The organism is Streptosporangium sp. NPDC004379 (genome assembly GCF_042873875.1).
GTDB lineage: Bacteria > Actinomycetota > Actinomycetes > Streptosporangiales > Streptosporangiaceae > Streptosporangium.
On record NZ_JBIAMC010000017.1, the window covers coordinates 65,056 to 79,146 of the forward strand.

At 73.2% G+C, this 14,091-nt stretch carries 14 protein-coding genes; 3 read left to right on the plus strand and 11 right to left on the minus strand.

The window, feature by feature from the left end; genetic code table 11:
* Nucleotides 1-8: 8 nt before the first annotated feature.
* The 8 genes from ACFYSC_RS29745 to ACFYSC_RS29780 form a co-directional block, all read right to left on the minus strand.
* Nucleotides 9-1,268, minus strand: a complete 1,260-nt coding sequence (locus ACFYSC_RS29745) for a cysteine desulfurase (RefSeq protein ID WP_389968261.1) — start codon at nucleotides 1,266-1,268, stop codon at nucleotides 9-11.
* Nucleotides 1,268-2,041, minus strand: a complete 774-nt coding sequence (gene sufC, locus ACFYSC_RS29750) for a Fe-S cluster assembly ATPase SufC (protein ID WP_389968263.1) — start codon at nucleotides 2,039-2,041, stop codon at nucleotides 1,268-1,270. Before sufC ends, ACFYSC_RS29745 begins: the two co-directional genes overlap by 1 nt.
* A gap of 1 nt (nucleotide 2,042) precedes the next feature.
* On the minus strand, nucleotides 2,043-2,360 hold the full coding sequence (locus ACFYSC_RS29755) for a non-heme iron oxygenase ferredoxin subunit (RefSeq protein ID WP_389968265.1): 318 nt from the start codon (nucleotides 2,358-2,360) through the stop codon (nucleotides 2,043-2,045).
* Nucleotides 2,357-3,478 carry a Fe-S cluster assembly protein SufD gene (gene sufD / locus ACFYSC_RS29760; protein WP_389968267.1) on the minus strand — a complete coding sequence of 374 codons (1,122 nt, stop codon included), beginning with the start codon at nucleotides 3,476-3,478 and terminating at the stop codon, nucleotides 2,357-2,359. The genes ACFYSC_RS29755 and sufD overlap by 4 nt, the downstream gene beginning before the upstream one ends.
* Nucleotides 3,478-4,890, minus strand: a complete 1,413-nt coding sequence (gene sufB / locus ACFYSC_RS29765) for a Fe-S cluster assembly protein SufB (RefSeq protein ID WP_389968269.1) — start codon at nucleotides 4,888-4,890, stop codon at nucleotides 3,478-3,480. The genes sufD and sufB overlap by 1 nt, the downstream gene beginning before the upstream one ends.
* Nucleotides 4,887-5,663 (minus strand): helix-turn-helix transcriptional regulator, encoded by a 777-nt coding sequence (locus ACFYSC_RS29770; protein ID WP_389968423.1) that lies wholly within the window; start codon nucleotides 5,661-5,663, stop codon nucleotides 4,887-4,889. The genes sufB and ACFYSC_RS29770 overlap by 4 nt, the downstream gene beginning before the upstream one ends.
* 105 nt (nucleotides 5,664-5,768) lie before the next feature.
* A complete protein-coding gene (locus ACFYSC_RS29775; RefSeq protein ID WP_389968271.1) occupies nucleotides 5,769-7,121 on the minus strand; it encodes a multidrug effflux MFS transporter in 1,353 nt (450 codons plus the stop codon).
* Between the two features lie 185 nt (nucleotides 7,122-7,306).
* Nucleotides 7,307-8,119, minus strand: coding sequence for a VOC family protein (locus tag ACFYSC_RS29780; RefSeq protein ID WP_389968273.1), 813 nt, complete (start codon nucleotides 8,117-8,119; stop codon nucleotides 7,307-7,309).
* A 196-nt stretch (nucleotides 8,120-8,315) separates the two neighbouring features.
* Between ACFYSC_RS29780 and ACFYSC_RS29785 the strand changes: the two genes are divergently transcribed.
* The 3 genes from ACFYSC_RS29785 (at nucleotide 8,316) to ACFYSC_RS29795 (ending at nucleotide 11,131) form a co-directional block, all read left to right on the plus strand.
* A complete protein-coding gene (locus tag ACFYSC_RS29785) occupies nucleotides 8,316-9,224 on the plus strand; it encodes an ABC transporter ATP-binding protein (RefSeq protein WP_389968275.1) in 909 nt (302 codons plus the stop codon).
* 124 nt (nucleotides 9,225-9,348) lie between these two features.
* A complete protein-coding gene (locus ACFYSC_RS29790; RefSeq protein WP_389968276.1) occupies nucleotides 9,349-10,116 on the plus strand; it encodes an ABC transporter permease in 768 nt (255 codons plus the stop codon).
* A gap of 100 nt (nucleotides 10,117-10,216) precedes the next feature.
* Entirely contained in the window at nucleotides 10,217-11,131 is a 915-nt protein-coding gene (locus tag ACFYSC_RS29795) for a DMT family transporter (RefSeq protein WP_389968278.1), read from the plus strand.
* Between the two features lie 81 nt (nucleotides 11,132-11,212).
* Here ACFYSC_RS29795 and ACFYSC_RS29800 read toward each other — a convergent pair whose 3' ends face one another.
* Genes ACFYSC_RS29800 through ACFYSC_RS29810 form a run of 3 tightly spaced genes read right to left on the minus strand, consistent with a single transcriptional unit; the run spans nucleotide 11,213 to nucleotide 13,994 of the window.
* On the minus strand, nucleotides 11,213-11,932 hold the full coding sequence (locus ACFYSC_RS29800; protein ID WP_389968280.1) for a GntR family transcriptional regulator: 720 nt from the start codon (nucleotides 11,930-11,932) through the stop codon (nucleotides 11,213-11,215).
* Nucleotides 11,933-11,943: 11 nt separating this feature from the next.
* Entirely contained in the window at nucleotides 11,944-12,981 is a 1,038-nt protein-coding gene (locus ACFYSC_RS29805) for an ornithine cyclodeaminase family protein (RefSeq protein WP_389968282.1), read from the minus strand.
* Complete coding sequence (locus ACFYSC_RS29810) at nucleotides 12,978-13,994, minus strand: proline racemase family protein (RefSeq protein ID WP_389968284.1); 1,017 nt, start codon at nucleotides 13,992-13,994, stop codon at nucleotides 12,978-12,980. The genes ACFYSC_RS29805 and ACFYSC_RS29810 overlap by 4 nt, the downstream gene beginning before the upstream one ends.
* Nucleotides 13,995-14,091: the final 97 nt, after the last annotated feature.

Sequence of the window (14,091 nt, forward strand, 5' to 3'; positions counted from 1 at the left end):
CGGCATTGCTAGGCGAACACCTTCCGCACATGGTGGAGGCCGCGGACCAGGGCGTCGATCTCGGCCGGTGTGGTGTAGAGGTAGAAGGACGCCCGCGTGGTGGCGGGGATCCCGAACCTCAGGTGCAGCGGGCGGGCGCAGTGGTGTCCGACCCGCACGGCCACACCGAAGTCGTCGTCCAGGATCTGCCCCACATCGTGCGGGTGAATCCCCTCCAGGGTGAAGGAGACCGTGCCGCCGCGCATGTCGAGGTCGCGCGGTCCGATGACCTTCAGCCCCGGGACCTCCGCCAGCGCCTCCAGCGCGTGGGCGGTGAGCTCCCGCTCGTGCCGGGCCACCGCGTCCATGCCGATCTCCGACAGATAGTCGACGGCGACGCCGAGGCCGATGGCCTCGACGATCGGCGGGGTGCCGGCCTCGAACTTGTGCGGCGCGGGCGCGTAGGTCGAGCGGTCCATCCAGACCGCCTCGATCATCTCGCCGCCGCCGAGGAACGGGGGCATGGCGTCCAGCAGCTCGCCCCGGCCCCACAGCACGCCGACGCCGGAGGGGCCGACGACCTTGTGCCCGGTGAAGGCGAGGAAGTCGACGCCGAGCGCGGCGACGTCCACCGGCTGGTGGGGGACCGACTGCGAGGCGTCCAGCATCATCAGCGCGCCGACCTGGCGGACCCGGGCGAGGACCCGCTCGACGGGGTTGACGGTGCCGAGGACGTTCGACTGGTGCGTGATCGAGACGATCTTCGTCCGCTCGTTGACCAGCTCCTCCAGGCCCGAGAGATCGAGGCGGCCGTCGTCGGTGACCCCGAACCAGCGCAGCGTGGCGCCGGTGCGCTGGGCGAGCATCTGCCACGGCACGATGTTGGAGTGGTGCTCCATCTCGGAGATGACGATCTCGTCGCCGGGACCCATCCGGAACCGGGGGTCGTCGTTGGTGCGGTTGCCGAAGGAGTAGGCCACCAGGTTGAGCGCCTCGGAGGCGTTCTTGGTGAAGACGATCTCCTCGCGGCTCGGCGCGCCGACGAACGCGGCGACCTTGTCGCGGGCGGCCTCGTACGCCTCGGTGGACTCAGCGCCCAGCGCGTGCATGGCCCGGCCGACGTTGCTGTAGTGCATGGCCATGTGCTCGCGCATCGCCTCGACCACCCGGGTCGGCTTCTGCGCGGAGTTGGCCGAGTCGAGGTAGACCAGCGGCCGGCCGCCGGGCAGCTCGCGGGAGAGGACCGGGAAGTCCTTCCTGATCCTCTCCACGTCAAAGCCGGTCGTCATCAGGCCGTTGCCTTCGTGTACGCCTCGTAGCCCTCGGCCTCCAGCTTCTCGGCGAGCTCGGGGCCGCCCTGCTCCACGATCCGGCCGGCCGCGAAGACGTGGACGAAGTCCGGCTTCACGTAGCGCAGGATGCGGGTGTAGTGGGTGATGAGCAGCACGCCGGTGTCGCCGCCGGCGCGGAAGCGGTTGATGCCCTCGGAGACCACCCGCAGGGCGTCGACGTCGAGGCCGGAGTCGGTCTCGTCGAGGACGGCGATCTTCGGCTTGAGCAGCTCCAGCTGGAGGATCTCGTGGCGCTTCTTCTCGCCTCCGGAGAAGCCCTCGTTCACGTTGCGCTGGGCGAAGGCCGCGTCGATCGACAGGGCGTCCATGCCGCCCTTGAGGTCCTTGGAGAACTGGCGGAGCTTCGGGGCCTCGCCGCGGGCGGCGGTGACCGCCGAGCGCAGGAAGTTGGAGACGCTGACGCCGGGGACCTCGACCGGGTACTGCATGGCGAGGAACAGGCCGGCGCGGGCACGCTCGTCCACCGACATCTCCAGCAGGTCGGCCCCGTCGAGCAGGACCTGGCCGCCGGTGATGGTGTACTTCGGGTGGCCGGCGATCGCGTAGGCGAGCGTGGACTTGCCGGAGCCGTTGGGGCCCATGATGGCGTGGGTCTCGCCGGCCCGCACGGTCAGGTTGACTCCGCGCAGGATCTCCTTGTCCGCGACGGAGACCTTCAGGTCGCGGATCTCGAGCGTGGAGCCCGCGGGGACCCGGGTCGAATCAGACACTTTATGACTCCTTCGAGAGCGAGACGAGGACGTCATCGCCGTCGATCTTCACTTGGTAGACAGGGACGGGCCTGGTGGCGGGAGGCCCGGTGGGCTTGCCGGTGCGCAGGTCGAAGCACGAGCCGTGCAGCCAGCACTCCAGCGTCTCGTCGTAGACGTCGCCCTCGCTGAGGGCGACCTCGGCGTGGGAGCACACGTCGTGCAGCGCGAATGCCTCGTGCCCCTTGCGCACGAGGGCCACCGGGGTGCCCTCCACCTCGACGGCGATCACTCCGCCGTCGGGGATGTCGCCGAGCTTGCAGACCTTTTCGAACGTCACTTCTCCAGCTCCGCCTCGACCTTGGCGAGAACGCGCTCGCGGAGCTCCTCCAGCTCGATCTTCTCCAGGAGCTGTGCGAAGAATCCGCGGATGACCAGGCGGCGGGCCTCCTCGAAGGGGATGCCGCGGGCCTGGAGGTAGAAGATGTGCTCGTCGTCGAGCCGGCCCGAGGCGCTGGCGTGACCCGCCCCGGCGACCTCGCCGGTGAGGATCTCCAGGTTGGGCACGGAGTCGGCGCGGGCGCCGTCGGTGAGCAGCAGGTTGCGGTTGAGCTCGTAGGTGTCGGTGCCCTCGGCCTCGACCCGGATGATGACGTCGCCGATCCACACGGCGTGGGCGCCGTCGCCCTGCAGCGCGCCCTTGTAGACGACGTTGCTGCGGCAGTTGGGCTGGGAGTGGTCGACGAGCAGGCGGTGCTCCAGGTGCTGGCCGGCGTCCACGAAGTACAGGCCGGTCAGGTCGGCGTCGCCGCCGGGGCCGGTGTAGGAGACCGAGGGCGACAGCCGCACGACGTCGCCGCCGAGGGTGACCACGAAGCTCCTGAACGTGGCGTCCTTGCCGAGCCGGGCGTGGTGGTGCGAGACGTGCACCGCGTCGTCGGCCCAGTCCTGGAGGCTGACGACCTTGAGGGTGGCGCCCTCGCCGACGGCGAACTCGACGTTGTCGGCGTAGACCGCGCTGCCCCGGTGGTCGAGGACGATGACGGCCTCGGCCATGGGCTCCACGTTGACGAGGGTGTGGCCGTAGGCGGCCCCGTCGCCGGACCCGGTGACGGTGACCACGGTCGGGACGGAGGCGACGGCCTCGCGCGGAACCGTGATCACGGTCGCCTTCTCGAAGGCGCCGTAGGCCTGGGCGCTGACGCGGTCGCCGGGGACGTAGGCCCGGCCGAGCCGCGGGTCGTCGCGGCCCACGGTCTCGACGGTGACCTCGGGGGCCGCCTCCACGGCGACCACGACGCCCCCGCCGGAGGCGGCGGCGCCGGTGTGCAGGCCCTTCAGGCGCGACAGCGGGGTGAAGCGCCACTCCTCCTCGCGGCCCGTGGGGACCGGGAAGTCCTCGACGTCGTAGGAGGACCTCTCGTGGAGGGTCGACAGGGGCTTTGTCTCGAGACCCATCAGCCGACGGCCCCTTCCATCTGCAGCTCGATCAGGCGGTTCAGCTCCAGGGCGTACTCCATGGGCAGCTCGCGCGCGATCGGCTCGACGAAGCCGCGCACGATCATCGCCATCGCCTCGTCCTCGTTCAGGCCGCGGCTCATCAGGTAGAAGAGCTGGTCCTCGGAGACCTTGGAGACGGTGGCCTCGTGGCCCATGGACACGTCGTCCTCGCGCACGTCGACGTACGGGTAGGTGTCGGACCGGCTGATCTGGTCGACCAGCAGGGCGTCGCACTTGACCGTGCTGGCGCTGCCGTGCGCGCCCTCCTCGATCTGCACCAGGCCGCGGTAGGAGGCGCGGCCGCCGCCGCGGGCGACGGACTTGGAGATCACGGTGGAGCTGGTGTTCGGCGCCAGGTGCACCATCTTGGAGCCGGCGTCCTGGTGCTGGCCCTCACCGGCGAAGGCGACGCTGAGGGTCTCGCCCTTGGCGTGCTCGCCCATGAGGTACACCGCCGGGTACTTCATGGTGACCTTGGAGCCGATGTTGCCGTCGATCCACTCCATGGTGGCGCCCTCGTAGGCGACGGCGCGCTTGGTGACCAGGTTGTAGACGTTGTTCGACCAGTTCTGGATGGTCGTGTAGCGGCAGCGGGCGCCCTTCTTCACGACGATCTCGACGACCGCGCTGTGCAGCGAGTCGGAGGAGTAGATGGGCGCGGTGCAGCCCTCGACGTAGTGGACGTAGGAGTTCTCGTCCACGATGATCAGGGTCCGCTCGAACTGGCCCATGTTCTCGGTGTTGATCCGGAAGTAGGCCTGCAGCGGGATCTCGACCGTGACGTTCGGCGGCACGTAGATGAACGAGCCGCCCGACCACACGGAGGTGTTGAGCGCGGCGAACTTGTTGTCGCCCACCGGGATGACGGTGCCGAAGTACTCCTTGAAGAGCTCCTCGTGCTCGCGCAGGCCCGTGTCGGTGTCGACGAAGATGACACCCTTCTCCTCGAGGTCCTCACGGATCTTGTGGTAGACGACCTCGGACTCGTACTGGGCGGCGACGCCGGCGATGAGGCGCTGCTTCTCGGCCTCGGGGATGCCGAGCTTGTCGTAGGTGGACTTGATGTCCTCGGGCAGCTCGTCCCAGGAGGTGGCCTGCTTCTCGGTGGAGCGGACGAAGTACTTGATGTTGTCGAAGTCGATGCCGGTGAGGTCGGAGCCCCAGGTGGGCATCGGCTTCTTGCCGAACAGGCGCAGGCCCTTCAGGCGAAGGTCCAGCATCCACTCCGGCTCGTTCTTGAGCGCGGAGATGTTGCGGACGACCTCTTCGGACAGGCCGCGGCGGGCGGCGGCTCCGGCGGTGTCCGGGTCGGCCCAGCCGAACTTGTAGTTCCCGAGGCCATCCAGCTCCGGGCGGTCGGTGACAGTCACCTTCCGGTCTCCTTGCTCATATCGTCGGATGTGTCTTGACGCGGTGCGGGCCGCTCGGACCCGGCCGCCCGCCGGAGCGCGTCCGGGCCGGGCGTCCTGCGCGGGCTCACGTGCGTGGTGCAGATGCCGTCGCCGTGGGCGATGGTCGCCAGCCGCTGCACCGGAGTGCCGAGGATGCGCGCGAACGCCTCCGTCTCGGCCTCGCACAGCTGGGGGAACTCCGCCGCCACGTGAGCCACGGGGCAGTGGTGCTGGCACAGCTGCTCGCCCCCGGATCCGGCCCCGCTGGCGGAGGCGGCGTAGCCGTCGTCCGACAGGGCCTCGGCCAGGACGCGCACGCGCTGGTCGGCGGGGACCTCGCGCATCCTGGGCAGCAGGCGGCCGACGAGGCCGGACACCTGCGAACGGGCGAACTCGGCCACCGCGTCCGATCCCATGCGGTCGGCGATGAAACGCAGGGCGTTGCCGGCGAGCCCGTCGTAGGCGTGCTCGAAGGCGCTGCGTCCCGCGTCGGTGATGGCGAAGAGCTTCGCCGGCCGCCCGCGTCCGCGCTGGCCCCTGGGCCTGGCCGTACGGGGCTCGATCATGCCCTCGGCCAGCAGGGTGTCCAGGTGGCGGCGGACGGCGGCGGGGGTCAGCCCGAGCCGTTCGCCGAGGGCGGCGGCGGTGATGGGTCCGTGCTCCAGGATGAGCCGGGCGACACGCGCGCGCGTGCTGCGCTCGGCGGACACGCCCGAGTGCCGCGCGATGGCGGCCTCCGGGGTGTCATGCATCTCGGTCACGTATTTCACAACATCAGTGTGGCGTAATTCCTTCCCGCCTGACAAACCGCTGCGTGCGGTCCCTCTCGTGCTGTTCATCACGCAGGAAAGGCTTACCTAATCCGCCGGGACGACATCCACCGGGACGACGGAGGAGGCGCCGCGGCGCAGCACGGTGAAGGCGGCGAGGGCGGCCAGCGCGAAGACGGCGAGCACCGCGGCCATCGGCAGCGCTCCCCCGCCCGCCAGGCCGGTCAGCGGCGCGGCGACGGCGCCGAGCGCGAACTGCAGCACACCGGTCAGCGCCGAGGCGCTCCCGGCGACCTGCTGCGGCTGCCCGGCCAGGGCGAGCGCCCCGGCGCCGGGCATCACCAGCCCGCCCCCGCACATCATGACGAACAGGCCGGCGGCCAGCACCGGCAGCGGCAGGTGGGCGAGGGCGGTGGCCATCAGCACCGCGGCGCCCGCGGCGAAGAGGACCAGGCCGATGACGATCAGCCGGGAGGGGGCGACCCTGCGCCCGGCCAGCCGCCCGCCGATCTGCGCGGCGACGGTCAGCCCGAAGGCGTTCAGCGCGAACAGCAGCGAGTACGTCTGCGGGGAGGCGCCGTAGACCTCCTGGACCACGAACGGCGAGGCGGAGATGTAGGCGAACATCGCGCCGAAGCCCAGGCCGCCGGTGAGCGCGCTGGACATGAACGACCGGTCGCGCAGCAGGTGCCAGAAGGTGACGAGGGTGTGCCGCAGCCCGCCCTCCTCGCGCCTGCCGGGCGGCAGCGTCTCGCGCACCCCGAACAGGGCCGCCGCCAGCAGGAGCAGCCCCGCGACGGAGAGCGAGACGAACACGCCCCGCCAGGAGGTGTGGGCCAGCAACTGGGCGCCCGCGATGGGGGCGAGGATCGGCGCGAGGCCGCTGACCAGCATGAGGGTGGCGAAGATGCGGGCGATGGCCGCGCCCTGGTAGAGGTCGCGGACGACGGCCCGCACGATCACCAGCGCGGCGCCGCCCGCAACGCCCTGCAGCAGCCGGAACCCGACAAGGCCGTAGACGCCGGGCGAGAACGCGCACAGCAGGGAGGCGACGGCGTAGGCCGCGATGCCGATCAGCAGCGGCTTCCGCCGTCCCCGCACGTCGCTGATCGGGCCGGCGAGGATCTGCCCCGCCGAGACCCCGATCAGGCAGGCGGTCAGGCTGAGCTGCACCTGGGACTGGCCGGCGTCCATCTCGGCGGCGATGGCCGGCAGCGCCGGCAGGTACATGTCGATCGACAGCGGGCCGATCGCGGACAGCGCGCCCAGGATGAGCAGCAGCGTCCCCCTGCGCCGCGCGGCGGGCGCCTCCACGGATCCGGCGGACGCCTCCACCGCCTCCACGGGCCCGGCGGGCTCGGCGAGCACCCCCTCGGGCGCGGCCGAGGCCTCCGCGGGCTCGACGGACGCCTTCTCTGACTCGGCGGCTGCCGCGGTCATCTACTCCAACCCCTTTTCCCTCACGGGCCACGACGGGCCCTTGAGGGCCAGGGGTCTGGAACCGCAATCAGGCCATCCGAATTCCCAAATTTCGGAAATATGAGGAAAAAAGGTTAGCGCTCGCCGTACGGCCGGCGCCGCGACGGCGGTGCCGGCCGGTCGCGGCCGGCACTCCGGTCACGGGGTCAGCCGGTCGCCTCCCGCGGGCCGACCACGGCGAACAGGGCCGCCTGCGGGTCGGCGACGACCGCCGTCCTGCCCGCCGGCGTCGTCGTGGGCGGCGTCTCCAGCGAGCCGCCCAGGTGGACGATCCTCGCCACGGCCTCGCCGACGTCCTCGACGGCGAAGCAGACCAGCCAGTACGGCGGCGCGCCGGGCGGGAGCGGCCCCCGGGCCGCCGAGGCCCCGGCGACGGGACGGCCGTCCACCCGCCACTCGACGCGGTCGCCGTCCGGCCCGCCGATCGCGTCGGTCCCACCGGCCCCGCCGGCCTCGCCGTCAGCGCGGCTCCAGCCGAAGACGGACGCGTAGAAGGGGTCGCAGCCCCGGGGGTCGGCGGTCACCAGCTCGCTCCAGGCGAACGCGCCCGGCTCGCCGGTCACCTCCGCGCCCCGGTGCAGGCCCGGCTGCCAGGCGGCGAAGACGGCGCCCCAGGGGTCCTGGAAGGCCGCGGCGACGCCCTCGCCGAGGACCTCCGCCGGCTCGCAGACGACCTCTCCCCCGGCGGCGCGGACCTTCAGCGCCGTGACGCCCGCGTCGTCGGTGGCCACATAGGTGTTCCAGACCGAGGGGACGCCGTCGCCCGAGCCCGGCCCGACGCCGGCCACGGCCCTGCCGCCGAGGGTGAACCGGCCGTACCCTCCCGACTCCGGACGCGGGTCGAACACCGCCTCCCAGCCGAAGACCTCGCGGTAGAACCGGACCGACAGGGTGACGTCGGCGCTCGACAGCTCCACCCAGCACGGGACACCTGATTTGCAGCCACTCCGCTCGGACACGCCGAACCTCCTCATGTCGTGATTCGGGACAGGCACAGAGTGGCACGCGGCCCTCGGCGGACCGGGCGGCCGATCGGGAGCCTTGGCGGGATCCGCCCGAAGCCTTTACCGGACGCGGGGACGGCTCGCCGCCACGCCGGGAACAACCGCAGGTCCGGCAGCGGGAGCACCCGGGGTGGTCCCTAAACTCGTGGTCATGGAGTCCCCAGCCGTCGAGATCATCGATCTGGTCAAGAGATACGGCCGCACCACCGCGATCGACGGTCTCACGCTCACCGCGGGCCGCGGCGCGGTCACCGCCATCCTCGGCCCCAACGGGGCGGGCAAGACCTCGACCATCGAGATCTGCGAGGGGTTCCGGCGGCCCGACGGCGGCACCGTCCGGGTGCTGGGCCTCCCGCCCGCCCGGCCGGAGCTGCGCGCCCGGGTCGGGGTGATGCTCCAGGCCGGGGGCGTCCCCCCGGCGGCGCGCTGCGGGGAGTGGCTGCGCCTGATGTCGCGTTTCCACGCCCACCCCCTGGACCCGGCGGCGCTGCTGGAGCGGCTCGGGATGACCGAGCACGCCCGCACGCCGTACCGCAGGCTGTCGGGCGGGCAGCAGCAGCGCGTCTCGCTGGCCGCGGCCGTCGTCGGCCGTCCGGAGCTGGTCTTCCTCGACGAACCGACCGCGGGCCTGGACCCGCAGGCCCGGCACGCCTGCTGGGACCTCGTCGCCGACCTGCGGGCCGCCGGCGTGTCGGTGGTGCTCACCACCCACCACATGGACGAGGCCGAGAGGCTCTCCGACCACGTCGTGATCATCGACCACGGCGGGGTGGTCGCCGAGGGCACCCCGAGCAGCCTCACCGGCGCCGAGCGGCAGCTGCGCTTCCGCGCCCGGCCGGGCCTGTCGCTGGACGAGCTGCTGGCCGCGCTGCCCTCCGGCAGCACGGCCAAGGAGTCCCCCTCGGGGCACTACATCATCGAGGGGCAGGTCGGCCCGGAACTGCTGGCCACCGTGACCACCTGGTGCGCCGCGGAGGGCGTCACGGCCGCCGACCTCAGCATCGAGCGCCGCACGCTGGAGGACGTCTTCCTCGAGCTGACCGGCCGGGAGCTCCGATGACCGCCACGCCCCGCGGCGGACCCGCCGGCGGAGCGCGAGCACCGGGAGCGCCGGGAGCACAGCCGGCACTGAGAACACAGCGAGCCCTGAGAGCCCTGAGGGCGCAGAGAGCACGGAGAGCGCAGTGACCACCCTCGACCTCACCCCGGCGCCCGGCGCCGCCCCGCTGCCGCGGATGGTGCTCGCGCAGGCGGGTGCGGAGATCAAGTCGACCCTCCGCAACGGCGAGCAGCTCCTGCTCACCCTGATCATCCCTGTGCTGCTGCTCGTCGGCTTCTCCACCACGTCGCTGGTGAACGTCGGCCGCGGCTCCCGGGTGGCCTTCATCGCCCCCGGTGTGATCGCGCTCGCGGTGATGTCCACCGCCTTCACCGGCCAGGCCATCGCGACCGGCTTCGAACGCCGGTACGGCGTGCTCAAGAGGCTGGGCGCCAGCCCGCTGTCCCGGACCGGGCTGATGCTGGCCAAGACGCTCGCGGTGATCGCCGTGGAGGTCGTCCAGGTGGTCGTCATCGGCGCGGTGGCGGTGGCCCTGGGCTGGCGGCCCTCGGGCTCCCCCCTGGCCGCGCTGACGCTGATCCTGCTCGGCACCGCCGCCTTCAGCGGCCTCGGGCTGCTGATGGCCGGCACCCTGCGCGCCGAGGCCACGCTCGCCGGGGCCAACCTGGTCTACCTCGTCCTGCTGGGCTGCGGCGGGGTGATCTTCCCGCTGACGGCCTTCCCCGCGGCGGTGGAGCCTGTGCTGCGGCTGCTTCCGATCTCCGCGCTGACCGGCGGGCTGCGCGCGGTGCTGACCGGCGGTGCGGCGCTCCCCCTGGGCGCCGTCGCGATCCTCGCCGTCTGGGCGGCGGCCTCCCTGGCCCTGGCCTCCCGCACCTTCAGGTGGGAATGACCCGCCGCCGGTGATCTCACATCCCGGACGGCGTCCGCCCGCCCCGGGCCCGGCGAGTAAGGTCTGAAAGTCGATACGGCACTGACATAGGGGGAGTCTCATGACCGCCGAGGGGCTGCCCGGGCCGGCGGAGCCGTACCGGCGGGGGCTGCCGGGGCCGGGAGCGCTGCTGCGGACCGCCGCCGACGCCGTCCCTCCGTCCGGGCTGGTCATCCTGGCCATCCTGTCGGTGCAGCTCGGCGCGGGTTTCGCCAAGGACCTGTTCGCGCAGCTGCCGCCGAGCGCGGTGGTGTTCCTGCGCATCGCGATGAGCGCGCTGGTCCTGGGCGTGGTCGCCCGGCCCCGGCTGCGGGGCCTGACCCGGCGGGACGTCGCGGCCGGGGTGGCGTTCGGCGTGATCCTGGGCGTGATGAACCTGTCCTTCTACGAGGCTCTGGCCCGGCTGCCCATGGGCATCGCGGTGGCGATCGAGTTCCTCGGGCCGCTCGGGGTGGCGGTGGCCGCCTCGCGCCGCCGCCTGGACCTGCTCTGGGTCGTGCTGGCCGGGTCGGGGATCGCGCTGCTGGCCCCGTGGGGCTCGGCGGCCCGGACGAGCTGGACCGGAATCGCCTTCGCGCTGGTGGCCGCGCTCTGCTGGGCCGGCTACATCGTGCTGTCGGCGGCCGTGGGCCGGCGCTTCCCCGGCACGACCGGCCTGTCCTTCGCGATGATCGTGGCGTTCGTGGTGATCGCGCCGCTGGGCGTCGGAACGGGCGGCGCGGATCTGCTGCGGCCGGAGGTGCTGCTGATCGGGCTCGGGGTGGGCCTGCTGTCATCGGTCATCCCCTACTCGATCGAGCTGGAGGCGCTGCGCCGGATGCCCAAGCAGGTGTTCGGCATCCTGATGAGCCTGGAGCCGGCCGCGGCGGCGCTGATCGGGCTGGTCGTGCTGGGCGAGGTGCTGGACGCGCGCGAGTGGGCCGCCATCGCCTGCGTGGTCGCCGCCAGCGTGGGCTCCACCCGCGGCGCCCGCTGACCCACGCCCGGCCCGGGGCGTAGGGCCCCGGTTCTCCCGGACGTACGGCGCGCGGCCTTCCGGCCGGGGCGGCCCGGGACGTTACTCGGCGCCGCCGGCCCAGATGCCGCGGACGTGGCCGATGTGGCGGCGGATCAGCCGCTCGGTGCCCTCCCGGTCGCCGGCCGCCAGCAGGTCGAGCAGGTCGAGGTGCTCGCGGGCGGAGCCGGCCAGGCCGCCCCGGGCGCTGAGGGCGGGCAGGCCGTACAGGCGGGCGCGGCCGCGCAGGTCGCGCACCACGTCCACCAGGTGCGCGTTGCCGGCCAGCGCCAGCAGCTCCAGGTGGAAGCGGATGTCGGCGTCGACGTAGGCGAGCAGGTCGCCGCGGTCTGCCGCGTCGACGATCCGCTGGGCCAGCGGGCGCAGCGGATCGAACCTCGCGGCGCCGCCGGTGCCTCCCGCGCCGTCCGCTCCCCCGCCCGCGCCGTTCCCGGCGGCCAGTCGGGTCACCGTGGGCACCTCGATGAGCAGGCGGATCTCGGTGAGCTCGTCCAGGTCGCGGTCGGACAGCTCGGTGACCCGGAAGCCCTTGTTGCGCACCGCCTCGACCAGACCCTCCTTCGCGAGGTCGAGCATCGCCTCGCGCACCGGGGTGGCCGAGACGCCGAACTGGGCGGCCAGCACGGGCGCCGAGTACACGACGCCGGGCCGCATCTCACCGGTGATCAGGGCGGCCCGCAGGGCGTGCGCCACCTGCTCCCGCAGGCTCTGCCGCTCACCCACCGCCGGCAGGTCGAGCCGGTCGTCCGCCGAAGGAGCCATCCCCGCGCCTCTCATCTCGTCATCCGGGCCCGCAGCCACGCCTCGTAGGCGGCTCCCGCCACCACCAGGTCCTCCCATGCCATGCCCACGCTCTTGAACACCCGCGGCCCCGGGCCGGGGGACACGGCGCCGGTGACCAGGTCCGCGAGGTTCCCGGCGAGATGACCGGAGGTGATCGTACCGTTCCGCAGCGGGATGACCAGATCACCCGCCTCGGCGAGGGCGGCGCGGCGCGCCTCGACGACCACGGTGGACCGTGCGACGAGATCGTCGTCGATCTCCCGGGCGTCCGGCTCGTGGGAGCCGACCGCGATCACGGTCACGCCGTCGCGGATCATCCTACCGTCGAACAACGGGGTCCTGGAGGTGGTACAGCAGGCCACGAGACCGCCCTGTCCGGGATCGGCCACGACGTGCGCCGCTCCGGGCTCCGCGCCCGCCGTCGCGCCGCCGGGGACTCCGTACGCGCCGGACGCCGCGCCGGACGGGGCCGCGTACGCGGCGGCGGGCACGGCGTCGGCCCGCAGGCCCGCGGCGGCGCAGCGGGCGGCGAACTCCCCCGCCCGGACCGGATCCCGGGCGACCACGGTCACGCGCCGCAACGGCCGGACCGTCCGCAGCGCCTCCACGTGCCCCCACGCCTGCGGCCCGGTGCCGAACACCGTCAGGTGCCCGGCGTCCCCGGCGGCCAGGTGCCGTACGGCCAGCGCCGAGACGGCCGGGGTGCGCAGCGCGGTGAGGGCGGCTCCGTCCAGCAGGGCCAGCGGGACGAGGGTCTCGCCGTCCATCAGCAGGTAGGTGCCGCAGATCCGGGGCAGGCCGCGGGCGGGGTTGCCCGGGGCGACGCCGGCCACCTTGATCCCGGCGAAGCGGCCCCAGGCGGCGGGCATCAGCAGCAGCTGCCCGGCGGGGACCTCCACGACGGGCCGCCGCGGGCCGTCCTCGGGGTCGAGCCCGGCGAGCAGCGCCTCCTCCAGGACCCGTACGGCCGCGGCCATCGGCACCAGCTCGCGCAGCGCCGGCCCGTCCAGGTAGGGGGGCGTGCTCATCGGAGCGTGAACCCGGTGCCCAGCGGGTCACACGGGTCCAGGGTGAAGCGGTGCTCGCCGGTGCGGTAGGCCATGCCCTCGATCTCGGGGACGACGCCCTCCTCCGTCTCCTCGGCCACCCACGCCCGGAAGGAGGTCCCCACGACGCCCTCGTGGACGAGCGTGCCGGTGAAGCCGTCGGCGTGCAGCAGCGCCAGCCGGGCGGCGGTGCCCGAGCCGCAGGGCGAACGGTCCACCTCTCCGTCGGCGAAGACCGTCACGTTGCGCTGGTGGCCCAGGCCCGCCTCGTCGTGGAAGATGACGCCGTAGATCCCCGACAGCCTCTCGTCCCGCGGGTGGCGGGCGGCGGGATGGCCGGCCAGGGCGGCCTTGACGGCCCGGCCGAGCGCGATCAGCGCGGTCAGGTGCTCGGGGGCCACGCTGAGGCCGAACGCGGCGGCCGGGACGGAGGCGTAGACGGCCCCGCCGTAGGCGACGTCGGCGGTCACCCCGGCCAGGCCGGGGAGTCCGGGGACGGACGCGGCCGGGCCGGCCGCGGCGGCGAGCGGGCCGAGGGCGACGTCCCTGGCGAGCACGTAGGAGGGGACGTTGCGAAAGGTGACGGCCTCGACGCGGCCCGCCGAGCGGCGCACCCGGGCCGTCACCCGTCCGGAGGGGACGTCCACCACGACGTCGGTCTCACCGTCCGGGTCGGTCGGGACCAGGCCGGTCTCGGCGGCGTGGACGCCGAGCGCGATGGTGCCGTGCCCGCAGGCGGTGGAGTAGCCGTCCTTGTGCCAGAACAGCACGCCGAGGTGGGCTCCGTCGTCGTCCGGCGGGACGAGGAAGCAGCCGTACATGTCGGCGTGGCCGCGCGGCTCGTGGCAGAGCAGCCGCCGCACGGCGTCGACCTCGGGGGCCCGCGCCGCCTCGCGGCGTTCGAGGACGGTGCCGCCGGGGATGTCCGGCGTCCCGGCGGTGACGATCCGGAACGGCTCGCCGCCGGTGTGGTAGTCCACCGTGTGGATCCGCATGTTCTCCCGTTCTGTCGTTCCGGCCCGGTGCGGGGCCGCCCTCCGTGGGGTCTTCTCCCCGGGGCGGCCCCGTGAAGGTCCTGCTCCGGGACGCGGC

Bases quoted from the DNA above. Each gene is read 5' to 3' on its own strand.
- ACFYSC_RS29745 (WP_389968261.1), bottom strand. From the start codon at position 1,268: ATGACGACCGGCTTTGACGTGGAGAGGATCAGGAAGGACTTCCCGGTC.
- sufD (WP_389968267.1), bottom strand. From the start codon at position 3,478: ATGGGTCTCGAGACAAAGCCCCTGTCGACCCTCCACGAGAGGTCCTCC.
- ACFYSC_RS29770 (WP_389968423.1), bottom strand. From the start codon at position 5,663: ATGCATGACACCCCGGAGGCCGCCATCGCGCGGCACTCGGGCGTGTCC.
- ACFYSC_RS29775 (WP_389968271.1), bottom strand. From the start codon at position 7,121: ATGACCGCGGCAGCCGCCGAGTCAGAGAAGGCGTCCGTCGAGCCCGCG.
- ACFYSC_RS29785 (WP_389968275.1), top strand. From the start codon at position 8,316: ATGGAGTCCCCAGCCGTCGAGATCATCGATCTGGTCAAGAGATACGGC.
- ACFYSC_RS29795 (WP_389968278.1), top strand. From the start codon at position 10,217: ATGACCGCCGAGGGGCTGCCCGGGCCGGCGGAGCCGTACCGGCGGGGG.
- ACFYSC_RS29800 (WP_389968280.1), bottom strand. From the start codon at position 11,932: ATGGCTCCTTCGGCGGACGACCGGCTCGACCTGCCGGCGGTGGGTGAG.
- ACFYSC_RS29805 (WP_389968282.1), bottom strand. From the start codon at position 12,981: ATGAGCACGCCCCCCTACCTGGACGGGCCGGCGCTGCGCGAGCTGGTG.
- ACFYSC_RS29810 (WP_389968284.1), bottom strand. From the start codon at position 13,994: ATGCGGATCCACACGGTGGACTACCACACCGGCGGCGAGCCGTTCCGG.